Origin of the sequence: Psychrobacter sp. DAB_AL32B (genome assembly GCF_002224105.1) — a bacterium.
In the GTDB taxonomy this organism is placed as follows: Bacteria; Pseudomonadota; Gammaproteobacteria; order Pseudomonadales; family Moraxellaceae; genus Psychrobacter.
In genome coordinates this window covers 12,629-29,158 of sequence record NZ_NEXU01000079.1, presented here as the reverse complement: position 1 = coordinate 29,158, position 16,530 = coordinate 12,629, and the positions used below count along the sequence as shown (strand labels likewise).

Here is a 16,530-nt window from a genome sequence, read left to right as displayed (position 1 = left end):
AATAGCATGCTTTCAGAGTATGAGAGGCTTACATTTGGCTTAACCTAGATTTTTATTGCTGACAAATCCAATCCTTGCGCTTGTCTTGCTTTTGATAATCGCAGCTCAACTTGACGGCATTCTTTAGCATTATTATCATTATTGCTTTGAGTGATATCAATAAACCCTTGTTTTATATCAATAAACAATGTCGGTGGCGGAAGATAGCTGTCCGCCCGACTTGCCCATTCAATGATAACTAGCGCGTTAGGCTCATCTAAATACTCATCAAAGCCTATAAAAGACAGCTCTTCTGGATCTTGTAGACGATATAAATCAGCATGATAGATGGGTTTAGTGGTGCCGTCATCTTGCTGAATACTATAAGGTTCAACCAAGGTATAAGTCGGACTCTTTACCGTTCCCTTGTGCCCTAGCGCCTGTAACCAATAGCGAGTCAGGGTGGTTTTACCTGCACCCAAATCGCCTGCTAACCACACGCTACCTGTCAGTGGCAAAGCTGCCAATTGCTCAGCCAAACGCTGGGTATCTTTTTCAGAGCGCAGTGTTATCGTTTGCACAGACTTATCACCTGTCATAGAGCTCTCATTATGCATCACTCTCAATCTGCCTGTACTTGCGTGGTTACTGCTGGATTAATAAAGCTTTCACCGCGAATCAGTTTGGCATACAGCTCAGAGTCATCCCATTCAGCTCGAACTTGTTCGCTAAATTCAAAATCCTCTAAAACCAGCTTACCCATTTGCTCATTGGCTACATCATCAGCAAAGCACTGCGCGTAGCCCGTTGCGGTTTCGTGAGCAATCACTGAATAAACGCTGACATCAGCTTCACCATTTTGCATCTGGGTTTGCTGTAGAATCTCTTGCGCCCAAAAGAATATGACGCGTGAGAACTGCTCTGCCGATGGAGATACTGGCAAACTTATCCAACGTGCACTGAATTTCTTACAGGCAGCGATATATTCAGGATCGTCTTTACTCCAAAAACAAATAGCGTGATCGAAGCTGTCGATAATGTCCTTAATAGAGGATTTTAATAAACCAAAATCGTAAACCATCTGCCCGTGGTCTAAACGCTTAGCCTCAAGAATCAATTCAATCTGATAGCTGTGACCATGAATCGAATGTTTGCAGCGCTCAGAGCTACAGTTACGCACAATATGAGCATTTTCAAATTTAAAAAGTTTACGGATACGCATAATAATTAATCAACCAAAATAGTAAGCATCATTGTGCTAAATATTAATATTATAAAAGTTTGCTGCTGTTATTTATCAGCTTATTGCCCATTATAGCAAATAGCCGTGCATCCGTAAGTAAGCACTTATTAATAGCAATATTGACTAAATAAATCTACGGTATACAACACCTACTTATAAGCCCCAGTTATTAAATAAAATTTTAAGAATTAATATTAACAAAAGCATGGCTGAGTCTAATCGTAGCGAATTGTGCTTACGCTATCTATTACTTAGGCTTAGAGCTATACTCATTTCAGTACGCAGCGTCTTGCGTCAAATGTATCAATGCAGTCATTAGGTCAGTATAATCTGGCTTAACATATTGTATATGTTACCTAAAAAGGAAAAAGACATGAGTAAAGGTCAAGATAGTAAGAAGAATGTAAAAAAGAAGCCGCTGTTAACGGCAAAAGAGAAGAAAGCGGCTAAACAAGCCAAGAAAGAAGACAATGGCAGTATCTTAGGTAAGCATTAATTATTAAGCCCATCACTGGTCTGACTAAAGCTATGCCAATCGAACCTCATGGTTTGATTGGCATTTTTTATGCTAAGCGCTGTCTTTATACTAAGTACTGCGCGGTGCGAACATAATAATCGCCATTCCTAGCAATGCTACAGCAGAACCCAATATATCCCAAGTGGTTGGGCGTATGCCATTTACCGTCCATAGCCATAAAATAGCCATGGTGATATAGACACCACCATAGGCTGCATAGACTCGACCGGCAGCGGTTGGATGTAAGGATAGTAACCAGACAAAAGCGACCAAGCTTAACACCCCAGGGATAAGTAGCCAAATTGACTTGCCTTCTCGCAACCACAGATAAGGCAGATAACAACCCGCGATTTCAGCCAATGCTGTAATAGCAAAAAGCCCTACTGTTTTTAATTCAGACAAAAGCACTTACTCCTCTACCGTGATAAATCCAGTCAAATACTGTACCGCATGACCAGAAATAAGCACTCTATCTGATTTAACCATACAATCCAAAACCCCGCCACGTTTTGACGCTTGATACGCGAGCAATTCACTTTTGCCTAAACGCTCTGCCCATAACGGCGCTAATCCAGTGTGAGCTGAGCCCGTTACGGGGTCCTCGTCACCGCCATTAGCAGGCCAAAAGTATCTTGAAATGAAATCGTACTTATCTGATTCGGACTGACAAGTAACAACGACGTCCAAAGGAGCAAGCTGCTTTAACGCTTCATTGTCTCGAAGCACATTTAATACGTCAGACTCAGAGTCATAAATCACAAAATATGCTTGCGCATTTTGATAAACCTCAACTGGTGTGACGGAAAGACCAGCTAATAAGCTGTCAGGAATATTATTAACCTTTTCAGGCATTCTATTTGGGAAGTCCATTTGTATTTTGCCATTATCCATTTGCACAATGGTCAAAATCCCAACTGCTTTCGCTGAAAACTTAATGGTTTTTAAAGTAGGGTTTTTCTTAAACAATGCAAAGGCAGAGGCCAAGGTCGCATGACCGCAAAAATCAATCTCAGTAAACGGTGAAAACCAACGAATATGATAAACGCCTTTATCATCACAAACGATAAAGGCAGTCTCAGATAAATTATTCTCAAAAGCAATAGACTGCATTAGCTTTTCAGACAACCAGCTTTCTGTGATGATAACTGCCGCTGAATTGCCTTTAAACACAGTATCAGTAAAGGCATCGACGACATTGATTTCTAGTTGCATATTACTCTCTTATTTTTTATTAACAGGTATTTTTGTGTGTGCAATCTTAAGTTAAACATAAATAGTTCAATTTATTAAGACGAAGCTCTACATCAACTTTTATATCCAACGTCTAACTCTTGACACATAAGCTCGATACTTATCACCAAATTTCTGCGTCATCATTCTTTCTTCTGGCTGAATTTGAAAGCGTGTCATATATATAATAAAGATTGGTATTAAAATAAATGCCAAAAAATGAGACAGATATAGCGCCCAGCCTAATAAGATAAGCACCAAGCCTAAATACATAGGGTTACGACTATATTGATAAATACCACTGGTCACTAAACTAGATACTTTTTCAAGTGCTTGTGGATTAGGGGTAGTCTGAGCTTTTCTAAATTGAGTGACGCCCATAATGCCACTGCTCAATCCTATAATACCCAAACCAATGGCTAACTCAGTTGAGCCGCTAAGCGAGAATCGCAAGCTTGGCATAATTTTAGAAACGCCAACCATCGCGGCAGCGGTAATGATGACTTGCGCGACAGGTGGTATTTTTAGCTCTAGAAAACTCATAAGATCACCGTAAAGTTTCATTGAAGGTATGCTTTTAGCTTCCTTCATTGTATCCGCTAACCTATAGCCATACAATATGGGCTTTTATCTCATCAAATCAGACAAAAATGTAAAAAGGTAGGCTATGAAGCAAGTCGGCATGTTGTTATTCGTGGTATTGGGCGGCATGGCATTAGCATTGGAGGCGGCATTTTTAGGACCATTGGGAAAAAGTATTGGTCGCTTGTCAGCATCCTTATCCATATTTTTGATTGGGGTTATCGTCTTTAGCTTAGCGATGATCGTGCTGATGGTCGCAGGTAGACGCAACTATTTATCCACGCTGGCCACATTACCTAAGCAACCACGCTGGCTATTGACTGGCGGTCTCGTGGGTTTTATCTATACCATTGTATTAACGATTACCACGCCGTTAGTGGGCGTTGGGACGACGATGGTAGGGATATTATGTGGGCAAATTACTGCCAGTCTTGCCATTGATCATTTTGGTATTTTGGGTAGCGAGCGCCGCGCCATTGATAGTTATCGAATTGGAGCATTGGTGCTAATTCTGATTGCCCTTTGGCTGATTTATTAAGGATATTGTTATGTTAAGGATAGAGCCATGCTATTAACTCTCGCATTTCCATTGTTACTGCTAGGCGGTATGGCTATTGCCGCGCAGTCTTCTATTAATGGTGCGCTTAGCATGCGTACTGATGTTGTAACGACGGCATGGCTGACAAACGTTGTCGCTTCTATTATTTTACTGCTATTGGTCATATTTTTTGAGCACACACAAGCGCAAACGATGTTTAGTGTGCCGAGTTGGCAATTAGCAGGCGCGCTGTTTGGGAATTTTTCGATGGTGGCTATCGTGATTGCGGTGCCACGTATTGGGACGGCGGCAACCATCGTGGCTATCATCGCCGGACAAATCATTATGGGGCTTTTGGTAGACCATTTGGGCTGGTTTGGTAATACGCAGATAGTGCTGGATTATAAACGCGTGGCAGCTATCACCCTACTCGCTGGCGCGTTGTATTTGATTTATTTGAGTAATGTGCGAAGTAAACTAATATCTTAAAGAAAACGAAAATTGCACTTTGAAACTAATAAATTTTGACTAGTAAAAGACATTACTGCTCGTTCCTACATATCGTGTCAGCGACCACAATTAACAAGATATAAAAAAGCCGCCCTAGTGGGCGGCATCTAGTCTAACTTGGCTGCGTTCTACATTTTAGTGCAAATCAATAATTATTTAGCAACGATCGTATAATTCCACGGCACGCTTTTCATATCAGTGGTCTTAATTGCAGCAAGTTTAAAATCTTGGCGATTAAAGAACTTTTTATCTTTTTGATCAAGCTCATCCCTTAGCTCAAAATACTTGTCTTCTGAGTACTTGCTACCATATGTCTTTTTAATAATGAAATCGTTGTATTCACTATTACCTGAAATTTCAAACTCGGTGTAATACTTATCAGCAGCGCGATTAATTACTAAGTTATCACCAATTTCAATACGTGATGGGCAGTTGAAACAACCTGGGTTAAATTGCACTTCACTGATTTTAACTTGATTAAGTAGGTCTTTAACGGTCGTGCTGGCGCTGTTAAAGTTAACGTTCGACTTAGCTGTGTATTTACAATCATTTTTATCTGAGATATGAATACTTTTAACCAACTGTTTACTATCTGTCTCTACATAAAGATCGCACGCGGCACTATCGCTATTTTTATAACCTTGGTAATCTTTTTCATACTTTAGACCGACTTTATACTGCTTGTTTAGGCTAGCAACACTTTTACCTAAAGAGCTGGGTGATGCCAGCCCGCTATAATCAGCAGCGAACGTAGGTGCAGAAATTGCCATCATAACAGCGCCAGCCAATAGTAATTTTTTCATAAGTCAGTCCTATATTTCAATTGTGTTAGAGGTCGTTATACTCAGGATTGAGTGGTGTTGGGGTTAATGTACATCGCAAGAAATTATTGCCAACCACTTTAAAAAGCTACTTTAGTAGGTGGTTCGCTATAATAACATCCCTTAACATTTAACACACTTCTGTTATATTACAGATACAATTGAGTAGATTTTTATATTAGCTCTTACCCACTATTGGCATTGCTTGCTCTAAACCTTCATCAGTTTCTGCAGGAGCCGTCAAAAAAGTCAGATAGGCTTGATATTGCTCAAGCACATCATCAATCACTTGCTGCTTAGTCAGCCCCATCAAATCATAACCACCTGAACCTGTTTGTGTTGCTACCTCAAGTCGATAATAGACGTCGGTATCCGCCGCCATTTTACCGCTAAAGGTAGGCGCTGGCGTTTCGACCATAGATACCTGATAGTAAAAATCATCCATAGCAGCCGTCGATACTCGTAGCAACGGCCCCGATGCAGCGATAATGTTGGTATTGCCAACAAAATTAGTCGCATCAGCCGCATTGCTTTCATGATCGGCATTGATACGCTCAACGTCATAGCCTTGGCGGCGAAACTCATTGGCGACATCATCAAGCGCTGGACGTACTACACGCTCAAGGAATCTGACAGACTCACGTTTGGATGGATAGGTCAGCATTTGCCCAAGCCGTTGCGTCCATGAACGCTCTGGGATATGACCACCACTTGGTGCGATAGACGGACGACGCAGTACCTTGCCTTCGCGCTCGGCCTGCTCTATCTTTAAGGCTTTATAAAACGAGAACATTACCAGATAAACGATAATAGTCACTGGTAACGCAAAAATAAGCGTCGCGTACTCCATCGTTATCACACCGCCAGCTATCAGCATCGATATAGTCAATACTGCCGTCAATACCGCCCAAAATATACGTAGCCATTTCGGACCATCTTTTGAAGGATCTGGAATAGAAGCAGAGAAATTCGACATCACCATAGCACCTGAGTTGGCACTGGTAATATAAAAGAGCAAGCCTGAGAACGTTGCCAATATAACTAAGTAAGACGCTCCAGGGAACATCTCTAAAAGCGCGTACCAACCGCGCTCTGGGCTTTGAACTGCCAATTCGGCAAAGGCAGTGTTCCCCTGTAAGACTTCATACAAAGCTGAGTTACCAAAGAATGAAACGATAATAAAGTCACATAATACCGGTACAGTAATCGCTGCGATAACGAACTCACGTAGCGTGCGTCCACGCGAAATACGCGCAAGGAACACGCCAACGAACGGTCCCCACGCCAGCCAAAATGCCCAGAAAAACAGCGTCCAACCGCCCATCCATTCGCTACTGCCCGGCACATAGGCAAACGTCTTAAACATACGAGAAGGCAGCGTTACGAAGAATTGACCTAAATTTTCGACTAATGCATTTAATAAAAATGCAGTCTCGCCCGCGATGAGAATAAACGCCATCATCGCGACCGCGCTCCATAGATTGAGCTCGGATATCCAACGAATACCACGGTCAACGCCTGAAGTAGTCGCGGCAATCGTTAAGACAACAGCACCGATGACCAATGCAATTTGTAGCGTAAGACCTTCTTCTAACCCAAATATCTTGGAAAAGCCAACGTTTAGTAATACCACACCGATACCCATGGTGGTAGCAACACCGAACACCGTACCAACCAAGGCTAAAATACTGATGCCATGACCGATAGGACCATTGACGCGTTTACCGAACAGCGGATAAAGTGCCGCCCTAATCGACAACGGCATATCCCAGCGATAGGCAAAGTAACCCATCGCCATACCCAGTAACGCATATACCGCCCAGCCAGCAATACCGTAATGAAACATCGTCCAAACAACGGCATTTTGCATCGCATCGGCAGTCGCACCGTCACCTGATGGCGGTGTTAAATACTGCACCACAGGGCCAGTCACTGAGAAGAACAGCAAATCAATACCGACCCCTGCAGCAAATAACATCGCAACCCACGTTCCAAGCTTATACTGTGGACGTGAATCATCAGGTCCAAGGCGTATGCTACCAGCTTTAGAGAGTGCCACCCATAGTACAAAGCCAATAACCATTACCATGGTAATGACGTAATACCAACCAAGGTTTGTCGCAATCCAATCAACGACCATTTTCATGGTCGTGCTGGCACCCACTGGCATCACGATTGCCCATATTGAAAAAGCCGCAATCACCAGTGATGAGATAATTAACACACTCCAGTTAATATGAGCGACCGCATTTTTCGATAGCTCTTGCGCCCCTTTTTTCAGGTCACTGCGCGATATAGGCGCATCATCATCGAGATGATGCTTCGGCTGACGCTGCGAGCCACCAAATTGACTGCGCTCGAATGGCGTTTGCGCTTTTTGGCTCTGCTCGTTTGGCTGGTTTGGATTACTTGGCTTAGACACTTCAGAGAGTTTGTCGTCTGATGGGTCGATGGTCATGGTTGTATTCCTTGCGTGCTACTGGTAACGAATGAGTATATCTATTTTTAGATGGTTCTATATTTTGAGAAATAGGTTAGCCGAATAGTAACATAATTTGCTTTGCAGAATTTTAGGCAGCCGTTAGATGTGCTTGGGCTGAAAGCTTCAGAAGCTATGGATAAATGAGTAATAAATTTCGGAGGTTAAAGGTTTGCGATGCGCTAAATTAAAAAATTCGGCCAGTAAATTGAAGTTTTTAGACAGCGTTTGTATATGGCTAGTTTGACTTTTGACAGGCTAGTGTAATGCTTTAAGGCTACCTTTATCTACCCAGCCATATTTACTGTCTTGTTTATAGGTTGCTTTTATCCAATCCTCATTTTGAGCAACTGCCTCAATGACATCGCCTTTTACATAATAGTTAGAGGGCGTTTGCGGATTGAAATCTTGGTCGAGTATCTCAGCTTGATTTGCAGTTACTTTATAACTATTCGCTAGTGGCGGACACTTTTTTTCAAATTCTGCTTCAGAATACCCACTTGATTCGCCATAGCTGAAATCTGATATATCAGAGCTATGATTTTCTATACAGTAATAGGGCACTCCTGTAATAAGCGTGCCTGCTGATACATACTTTGTCATTAGCCACTTATAGTCTTTTAGCCCAAAATAAAATGACTGCTCAGAATGTCCACGATCAGCAAAATAGGTCGTCAATATAAACCCTGAATAATCAGAGCGAGGAGTAATGTCACTTAGAAACCATCCTGCTTCGTCAGTGAAGTTATTAGTCTCTAAACTTAGCTTATACTTGCTATCTGAAGTTCCTAAGTAAATAAATCGTCACCTTGGTGAACATTATTTTTATCATTCTTATGAGTAATAATTTTGTCTTTAATACCATCGGCATTCACATCAAAATCATAAAATTGATATAAAGCTCTGTTATAAGTCTTTGCAAGCTCATTAGAGGTAAGTTGTTGATGTTGTTTATACTTACTCACATTAGTTTCTGGCTTAGTAGCTGCTGTAATATTTTCTATTGATTTGCTCTCATAGATTTCTGCTTTGCAAGGTTTGCCTTTTTGGCTTACTGAAATTGATTGAGCAGCGTCAGCGTCTAAAGTAACCGTATCGAAGTTGGCACAATCAAACGACTGAATTTCGGCAGTATAGGAATGCTTAATACCTTTGCCATCAAAGGGCAATATTGAATAAGTCGGATACTCTTCAGTATAATCAGGAAGAACTAATAGCCCTTGCTTTGAATCAGTGCTTTTGAACACCTTTATTTGCTGTACAGCATTTTCAAGTTCTATACCATAGGTGTAATTAAAACTAATTTCAGCAAATTTATTAAAATAATCATTGCCTTTTTTAAAGTCTAAATACGACCTATCATCATTTATAAGTTTGATAATAATTAATGAATCATCAATATTAATTTTAACTTGCTTAGAGCCTGGGATATGAACAACGTTCGCATTACTTTTATAGTAAGTGTCATTATAATTAGTAGTCGCTTCCCTATCGCTATTAGAGACTTTACTATATTTGCCCTCTGTCTCTAAACGCTGATGGGCATTGGCATCATCTTGTGGACTGCTCAACTGATTAGCAGCATTGGCGGCAGTATCAGAGCTGCAAGCGGCCAACATCATTATAGGTATCAGGAGTAAAGTTCGAGTTATCATAATAATATCCTTTAATAAGCCTAGAGCAGTTGCAGACAATGCCAGTAAGGTACTCAATTGATATAAGCTACTGACAGTCAAATAGGTAAATTGACCATATCAAAGTATAGTTAAAAGCGTAAGAGCAAACTATCACGGCTCACACTTCACGTTTTTAAACTTCCACTCCATTGAGTCGACCTTTTTTGCGACTAAAATATCACTGGCTGATAAAAACAGCACACCAACTAAGGCAATAGCTTGGGCGCAATTCGGTCAGTCAAATTAATGTTAGCTATTTTCTCAGCCCACTCAGGCTCAGTTGGATGTGGCAAACCATCTAAGACCATCAACGGCTTCTGAGAGACTGCTTTAAAAGCCTCCATAAACCCAATTGCGGTATCGCCACAAGGCACAGTAATAATATCAGATGCTGCTTGCTCAAGTACTTGAGTTAATCGACTCACAAAGTCTTTAAAAATATTACCTTTAAAAACGTTACCTCCTAGCAAGTCTATAGCTGAATCTTGCTTATTATCATGACTTAAGCACCGTTTAATAGCTGCCAACTGATTCACTTGCAACAAGTCCTCACTGTTTAAAGCACAAGGATAAAATGTTTTGTTCAGTGGTAATGTAGAGCAGTTTAATATACCAAGTTGTTTATAACTTAACGCCCTGATATTACAGCCTATTGCTAACTGTGCATCAAAATTCTTTAAATATCCTTGAGCAATCAAAAATCGAGTCAATTCAAGCGCTGACTCTCCTGCCGCTGGATGCTGATGGATGTATTCATTAATATAAGGAGACTCTAGAATGAGTAACACCTTTAATTCTGTCACATCTTCGATCAAGTTGAATACTTTATACTGTTCTAAAGACACAGCGATTTTCCTTATATCATTTATAATTATTAGTTTTATGATACTCGTTTTTATTATAGAAGCAGCTATGTAAAAAAGCACCCTATCGAATCTGATTCAATAGAGTGCTTTTTTATTTACCTAATAACGAGCGATTTGCAAAATGATCTAAATATCAAATGCCAATAGCCTATCGCCTTCGCTATCTTTAATACGCGTTGGCAAACCAATCTCGTTTAATAGATTGATAAACGGTTTGGCATCAAGCTCTTCAACGTTAACCATTTTACCTGCATCCCACTCGCCCGTAGCGACTAGCATGGCAGCAGCAACTGGTGGCACGCCAGCAGTATAAGAGATACCTTGGCTACCCATGGCTTCATAAGCTTCTTTATGGTCTGAGATATTATAGATAAATACCTCAGTATCAAAGCCGTCTTTTTTGCCCTTAACTTTATCACCAATACAGGTTTTACCGGTATAGTTTGGCGCTAGTGAGCTTGGATCAGGAAGAACTGCTTTAACGACTTTTAGCGGAATAACTTCTAAGCCTTCAGCGGTAGTCACTGGCTGCTCTGACAATAAGCCTAAGCTTTGCAGCACGGTAAAGACATTGATGTAATGCTCACCAAAACCCATCCAAAAACGAATGTTTGGCACGTCTAAATTGGCTGACAACGAATGAATCTCGTCATGACCACTTAGGTAGCTGTTTTGCATGCCAACGACCGGTAAGTCATCGGTACGCTTTACTTCGAACATTTTGTTCGACTGCCATTTGCTATCTTGCCATGAATAAACCGTACCGGTAAATTCACGGAAGTTAATCTCAGGATCGAAGTTAGTCGCGAAGTATTTACCGTGGCTGCCAGCATTAATATCAATAATATCAATATCGGTTACTGAACCCTTATCCATCATGTCATAGCCGAGTCTGGCATACGCATTAACCATACCGGGATCAAAGCCTGCACCTAAGATAGCAGTGATATTATTGTCGGCACAGCGCTGTTTACGCTTCCACTCATAGTTATCATACCATGGCGGGGTCTCACAAATCTTACGCGGATCTTCATGAATAGCGGTATCGATATAAGCAACGCCTGTCTCAATACACGCTTCTAGTACGCTCATATTAAGAAAAGGTGAACCGACATTAATGACGATTTGGATGCCCGTTTCTTTGATGAGCGCGATAAGTGCTTGAATATCTAGCGCGTCGATTTGGTGCGTATGCAAAGTAGCAGGCTGCTTAAAGCTACCTTTTTCCACGACACTTTGAGCAATAGCATCACATTTATCTTTTGTGCGTGAAGCAATATGAATTTCGCCAAGTACGTCGTTATGCATCGCGCATTTATGCGCAACGACTTGAGCAACGCCGCCGGCACCGATGATGAGTACGTCTTTTTTAGCTGATGTATTTTGTTGTGTAGTCAATGCCACAATCCTCCTTTGTGTCCCTGTCAGTGCCATTAGTAATGACTATTCAAAACAGAAACAAGTGAATGATATGCGTGAATTAAAAAGGAAGACCGAGGAAAACCCACGCACCCGACGGGTAAAAACAACTATTCTCGCCCGAGGCGATTATAACAATTTTTACCACACTTTCGGGAAGTATTAGCAGATAAGTAGCATCTTGAGTTACCCACTACTTTATTCATCCATTACTTTATTTACTTATTAAAGAAACACCAAAGTATTAACAGCAAGTATTAAGACAAGCTGGCCTTATAATCTTGATAGTCAAACTCGCGTTGGATATCAATCGTACCATCAAGGCGACGAATGACAATCGCTGGCATATTAACGCCGTTAAACCAGTTCTTTTTGACCATGGTATAGCCAGCTGCATTACCAAAGGTAACGGCATCACCCACTTTCAAGGTATTTGCCAATGTATACTCACCAAAAATATCCCCTGCTAAACAAGAACGACCGTAGATGATCGTATTATCAGCTGATTCAGTGTTCTCGCTTATTGGTGCAATATTAGTCGGGTCAATATCAAGAGGCGCAATATTAATTGCATCACTATTAACAGCCACTATCGGCGCTGACTCACGATAAATCAGTAAATCAAGCATATGCGCTTCAATGGATGAATCAACTACCACTAGATTTTTCTCGTTATACATGGTATCTAAAACTGTTGTGACCAAGGTGCCAGCACCATGAATACTCGCTTCACCTGGTTCTAGATACACTTGCACACCATATTTCGTGCTAAACGTTTTAAGACGCTCGGCAAGCTGTTCAAGCGGATAATGTGGCGCAATAAAGTGAATACCACCGCCCAAGCTTACCCACTCTAGCTGTTGTAAAATATCACCAAACTTAACTTCAATATCGGCCAAGCTTTCACTAAAAGCGTCAAAACTGTCGTTTTCACAGTTGTTATGAATCATGACGCCAGTAATGTCTTTTAGAATCGCAGCAATGCTGTCTTTATTATGTTCACCTAAGCGGCTAAACGGACGCGCAGGGTCAGCAATAATAAACGATGAGTTGCTAGTTTTAGGATTTAATCGCAGCCCTACTGGAATGTTTTGCGCAGCAGCTTGATCTTTAAAAGCATTTAATTGTGAAATAGAGTTAAAGATAATTTTATCGGCATACTCTAGCACTTCAGGGATTTCATCGGCGCTATACGCTACGCTATAAGCATGGGTTTCTTTTTTATTCTCACTATCCCTACCCTTGCCAAAAGTCTCATATCCTAGGCGCACTTCATTAAGTGACGATGAAGTCGTGCCATGTAAGTATGGCTGCATGACATCGAACACGCCCCAGGTGGCAAAGCATTTCAAGGCTAACAAGGCTTTTGCACCAGACAGCTCGCACAACCGAGCGATAATCTGCATATTAGCAACGATTGCCGCTTCATCAAGTAAGTAATATGGCGTTAGCGGTAAAGATAAGTTGGTGGTTGGCACCGGATTTTTTGCGTTCATAAGGGTTACCTAATAGCTTCTGTTGGCATCATGACAGACATTAATATTTGCGCTATAGTAGACTAAATCCATCATAATTAGAATATCTTATGTCACTCTCAACCGATTATTCTACCTCAAAGAGCCAAACCAACTTAAGCTCTCTTACGCCAAATAAGATTGACTTGACTCATCTTAATCCTGATGCCCGTGATGTTTTAGAGTTTTGGTTTGACAAAGACAATGAGCAATATTGGTTTGCAGAAAATGAGAAATTTGATCAGCAAATAAATGAGAAATTTGGCAAGATTTGGCAGATAGCAAAACAAGGTGAATGCGTGACTTGGCGAATGGCAGAATCCTCAACGGATTGCAACAGCTCAATCACGGCTCTGGCTGGACGAGTGGCGGAAATTATTGTCTTAGATCAATTTTCACGCAATCTGTGCCGCGGGCAGGCATGTGCTTTTGCACAAGACGGCATGGCAATGGTATTGGCACAAGAAGCCATTCAGCAGCCGCATTTTAATACGTTACCTATGGAGTGGCGCACATTTACCATCATGCCGTTTATGCATTCTGAATCGGCAATGATCCATGAGCGCTATCTGCCACTATTTGAACAGCTGAACGATGCCATCACCTTAGACATCAAACATAGCCATAAAGACATTATCGATCAGTTTGGTCGTTATCCGCATCGCAATGACGCACTAGACCGCGAGTCAACTGACGAAGAAGAAGCTTTCTTGCAGCAGCCGAACTCGTCATTTTAAGCATTATTTTAAATTCTGAAAACTTCCTACTTATCGAAGGTTTAAATCAAAACCCTGTACTTTTATAACGAGTAGGCGGTTTTATTATTTCTGAACGACAATATTTTTATTACTTAGGCTATTTACCATAATAGCCGTTATCAAGTCGATTTTAGCCTCTTAATGCTGGCTTTCAAGTGCTTTTCTGACTGGTGCAAAACTACGTCTATGCGCTGATAACACCCCGTAATTTTCAATCGCTTCCATGTGCGCGCGCGTTGGATAGCCTTTATGTTTGGCAATGCCATATTCAGGATGTTCAGCATCAAGCGCATACATGGCTTTATCACGGCTGACTTTTGCCAGGATACTTGCCGCCGCAATACTAGTATGACGGGCATCCCCTTTTACCCAAGCTTGGCAGTCAACCGCTGACTCTGCTATGCCTAATTCATTAAGGCTCGCATAGTTTAAATCAGGACAGCGATTACCATCGAATAAGACCTCAGCCTGCAGCTGATAAGGCGTGCCTTTTGCCATATCACTTAGGTGACGAGCAAGCGTTTCTAAGAGCATCTCAGTACATACGCGCATACCAAGCATGGTGGCTTGTAAGATATTCACCTGATCGATGACTGCTGCTGGGATATCAGCGATGACATAACCAACTGCATGCTGCTGAACCAACGGATAAAGCCTATCACGCTTCTTTTCGCTCAGTTGCTTGGAGTCCGTCAGTATCGATAAGGGTGTGTCTTTTAACGGTTGCATCTCAATCAGTCCTGACCAAGCGCGTGGTAATATCGCAGCAGCGACATTAACGCTGCCCAATAGTGGTCCACGCCCTGCTTCATCAACGCCAATCTGTAGCGCTGATTGTTGTAAGTCCTGCGTTGTATTTATCGGATATTGGGTGAGTAACTCAGCGATATTAATTTGACCAGACAAACGGATGGGCTCAGCCAGTTGGATGTATTGACCTTTAATATCAATTTTTTCAATAGTACTTTCAATCTGAACAATATGGTTTTCTGTGCGGTGCATGCTATTGGTCACTTATAATTTTTTATTGATTGATTGCGCTGAATAATGCGTATTTAGTCATTGAGACGAGTGGCTTTTTTGAGGGTTGTTCTGAATAAACCATTGCTCAATCACGCTATCAGCAGGATCATGATTGCTCTGCTGTTGTAACAAATACTTGGTATCAACGAGCGCTTTTAATTGCTCAGCATAAGCGCGTGGTTGCAATAGACGCATCACGGTACGACAGATATTATCGCCACTCGCCTGCTCTTGTATCAGCTCAGGTACAATCTCAGTATCCGCTAAAATATTCGGCAAACCCACATAAGGCACTTTGACCAGACGTTTAGCAATTTGATAAGTTAGCTGGTTTAATTGATAAATAATAACCATCGGGCGCTCAAGGAGCATCGCTTCAAGGGTTGCTGTACCCGATGCAAGCATCACAATATCCGAGGCTGCCATCGCTTGCTGACTAAAAGCGGGTTGGCTATCATCATAGACCACCACAATAGCCGCTCGCAGCTGTTCTGAGCGCCGATCAATGACATCTTGGACAATATATTGATGGTTTTGATCAACAGTTGGAATGATAAAGCACAACTTTGGGTCTAATAAAATCAACTTTTGAATGCCATCAAGCATCAGTGGCAAAATAGCCGTTATTTCACCACGTCGAGAGCCTGGCATCACACAAATAAGCTGGCTGACCTCATCAAAGCGATCAATAAAGAACTGCTGCAAACCATCATTGTGCCAGACCAGCTCACTACGCCGCTGATTGATAGGCGTCTCTAATAAGGTTTGATCAATGGTGCGCATTAGTGGATGACCGACGCATATCGCCGGATGGTTATAACGCTCATATACTGGCAGCTCAAACGGAAACAGACACAGCACTAAATTGGTCGCCGCCTTAATATTATGGATACGCGATTCGCGCCATGCCCAAATAGAAGGACTGACATACTGCACGCAGAACACGCCTTGAGGCTTTAACTTTTTGGCAACTCTCAGATTAAAATCAGGCGCATCAATGCCAATAAACCAATCGATATCCGCTGTTTTAAAAGCAGCCAAAATTTCGCGGCGCGCCTTAAGTAAGTCAGGCAATTGGGCGATCACTTCCACCAAACCCATCACCGCCAAACGGGACAATGGAAAAATACTTTGCAGCCCTTGCGCTTGCATTTTTGTACCGCCAACGCCGACCCAAATGATATCATCACGTAAGTTATTCATCTGCTGCATAAAATCTGCGCCCAGACTATCACCTGATACTTCACCGGCGACAATCCCTATCACTAGTGCCGTGGCCGTTACGTCAGCCCCCTCATGATAAGTGTCAAGCTGGGCAGTTAAATCAGGGTATTGGTGAGGCGTAGCAGAATCTGTCATGACAAGTTCTCAATAG

General features: G+C 41.8%; 18 protein-coding genes. 4 read left to right on the top strand and 14 right to left on the bottom strand.

All coding sequences use genetic code 11. The annotated features are described in order from the left end of the window. Positions 1–44: 44 nt before the first annotated feature. Positions 45–578 (bottom strand): tRNA (adenosine(37)-N6)-threonylcarbamoyltransferase complex ATPase subunit type 1 TsaE, encoded by a 534-nt coding sequence (gene tsaE / locus CAN34_RS09425; RefSeq protein WP_089555429.1) that lies wholly within the window; start codon positions 576–578, stop codon positions 45–47. A gap of 23 nt (positions 579–601) precedes the next feature. Then, positions 602–1,201, bottom strand: coding sequence for a 6-carboxytetrahydropterin synthase (locus CAN34_RS09420; protein ID WP_089555428.1), 600 nt, complete (start codon positions 1,199–1,201; stop codon positions 602–604). A gap of 394 nt (positions 1,202–1,595) precedes the next feature. Between CAN34_RS09420 and CAN34_RS14620 the strand changes: the two genes are divergently transcribed. Beyond that, positions 1,596–1,718 (top strand): hypothetical protein, encoded by a 123-nt coding sequence (locus CAN34_RS14620; RefSeq protein ID WP_264753840.1) that lies wholly within the window; start codon positions 1,596–1,598, stop codon positions 1,716–1,718. Between the two features lie 90 nt (positions 1,719–1,808). On the opposite strand, the gene CAN34_RS09415 is transcribed toward CAN34_RS14620, so the two are convergent. The 3 genes from CAN34_RS09415 to CAN34_RS09405 all read right to left on the bottom strand — a co-directional run bounded on the left by CAN34_RS09415 (position 1,809) and on the right by CAN34_RS09405 (position 3,512). Further along, positions 1,809–2,141: a YnfA family protein gene (locus CAN34_RS09415; RefSeq protein ID WP_079693050.1), complete on the bottom strand. Its 333-nt coding sequence runs from the start codon at positions 2,139–2,141 to the stop codon at positions 1,809–1,811. Between the two features lie 6 nt (positions 2,142–2,147). Beyond that, positions 2,148–2,951: a PhzF family phenazine biosynthesis protein gene (locus CAN34_RS09410; RefSeq protein WP_089555427.1), complete on the bottom strand. Its 804-nt coding sequence runs from the start codon at positions 2,949–2,951 to the stop codon at positions 2,148–2,150. A 99-nt stretch (positions 2,952–3,050) separates the two neighbouring features. Further along, positions 3,051–3,512, bottom strand: a complete 462-nt coding sequence (locus CAN34_RS09405) for an isoprenylcysteine carboxylmethyltransferase family protein (protein WP_089555471.1) — start codon at positions 3,510–3,512, stop codon at positions 3,051–3,053. 124 nt (positions 3,513–3,636) lie between these two features. Between CAN34_RS09405 and CAN34_RS09400 the strand changes: the two genes are divergently transcribed. Together CAN34_RS09400 and CAN34_RS09395 are read left to right on the top strand one after the other, a co-directional pair. Further along, positions 3,637–4,089, top strand: a complete 453-nt coding sequence (locus CAN34_RS09400; RefSeq protein ID WP_089555426.1) for a DMT family transporter — start codon at positions 3,637–3,639, stop codon at positions 4,087–4,089. A gap of 27 nt (positions 4,090–4,116) precedes the next feature. After that, positions 4,117–4,578 carry a DMT family transporter gene (locus tag CAN34_RS09395; RefSeq protein ID WP_089555425.1) on the top strand — a complete coding sequence of 154 codons (462 nt, stop codon included), beginning with the start codon at positions 4,117–4,119 and terminating at the stop codon, positions 4,576–4,578. Positions 4,579–4,751: 173 nt separating this feature from the next. On the opposite strand, the gene CAN34_RS09390 is transcribed toward CAN34_RS09395, so the two are convergent. The 7 genes from CAN34_RS09390 to CAN34_RS09360 all read right to left on the bottom strand — a co-directional run bounded on the left by CAN34_RS09390 (position 4,752) and on the right by CAN34_RS09360 (position 13,356). Continuing rightward, complete coding sequence (locus CAN34_RS09390) at positions 4,752–5,402, bottom strand: hypothetical protein (RefSeq protein WP_089555424.1); 651 nt, start codon at positions 5,400–5,402, stop codon at positions 4,752–4,754. Positions 5,403–5,598: 196 nt separating this feature from the next. Beyond that, entirely contained in the window at positions 5,599–7,878 is a 2,280-nt protein-coding gene (gene betT / locus CAN34_RS09385; RefSeq protein ID WP_089555423.1) for a choline BCCT transporter BetT, read from the bottom strand. A gap of 279 nt (positions 7,879–8,157) precedes the next feature. Next, positions 8,158–8,577 (bottom strand): hypothetical protein, encoded by a 420-nt coding sequence (locus CAN34_RS09380; protein ID WP_089555422.1) that lies wholly within the window; start codon positions 8,575–8,577, stop codon positions 8,158–8,160. A gap of 110 nt (positions 8,578–8,687) precedes the next feature. After that, entirely contained in the window at positions 8,688–9,554 is an 867-nt protein-coding gene (locus CAN34_RS09375; protein ID WP_089555421.1) for a hypothetical protein, read from the bottom strand. A gap of 227 nt (positions 9,555–9,781) precedes the next feature. Next, positions 9,782–10,420 (bottom strand): hypothetical protein, encoded by a 639-nt coding sequence (locus CAN34_RS09370; protein ID WP_254423149.1) that lies wholly within the window; start codon positions 10,418–10,420, stop codon positions 9,782–9,784. A gap of 147 nt (positions 10,421–10,567) precedes the next feature. Beyond that, positions 10,568–11,839 (bottom strand): saccharopine dehydrogenase family protein, encoded by a 1,272-nt coding sequence (locus CAN34_RS09365; protein ID WP_089555469.1) that lies wholly within the window; start codon positions 11,837–11,839, stop codon positions 10,568–10,570. A gap of 278 nt (positions 11,840–12,117) precedes the next feature. Continuing rightward, positions 12,118–13,356: a carboxynorspermidine decarboxylase gene (locus CAN34_RS09360; RefSeq protein ID WP_089555420.1), complete on the bottom strand. Its 1,239-nt coding sequence runs from the start codon at positions 13,354–13,356 to the stop codon at positions 12,118–12,120. Between the two features lie 89 nt (positions 13,357–13,445). On the opposite strand from CAN34_RS09360, the gene CAN34_RS09355 reads away from it, so the two are divergent. After that, positions 13,446–14,111: a DUF924 family protein gene (locus tag CAN34_RS09355; protein WP_089555419.1), complete on the top strand. Its 666-nt coding sequence runs from the start codon at positions 13,446–13,448 to the stop codon at positions 14,109–14,111. A gap of 159 nt (positions 14,112–14,270) precedes the next feature. On the opposite strand, the gene CAN34_RS09350 is transcribed toward CAN34_RS09355, so the two are convergent. Together CAN34_RS09350 and lpxB are read right to left on the bottom strand one after the other, a co-directional pair. After that, positions 14,271–15,134, bottom strand: a complete 864-nt coding sequence (locus CAN34_RS09350) for a ribonuclease HII (protein ID WP_089555418.1) — start codon at positions 15,132–15,134, stop codon at positions 14,271–14,273. A 57-nt stretch (positions 15,135–15,191) separates the two neighbouring features. Continuing rightward, entirely contained in the window at positions 15,192–16,514 is a 1,323-nt protein-coding gene (lpxB, locus tag CAN34_RS09345; RefSeq protein WP_089555417.1) for a lipid-A-disaccharide synthase, read from the bottom strand. Between the last annotated feature and the right edge of the window lie 16 nt (positions 16,515–16,530).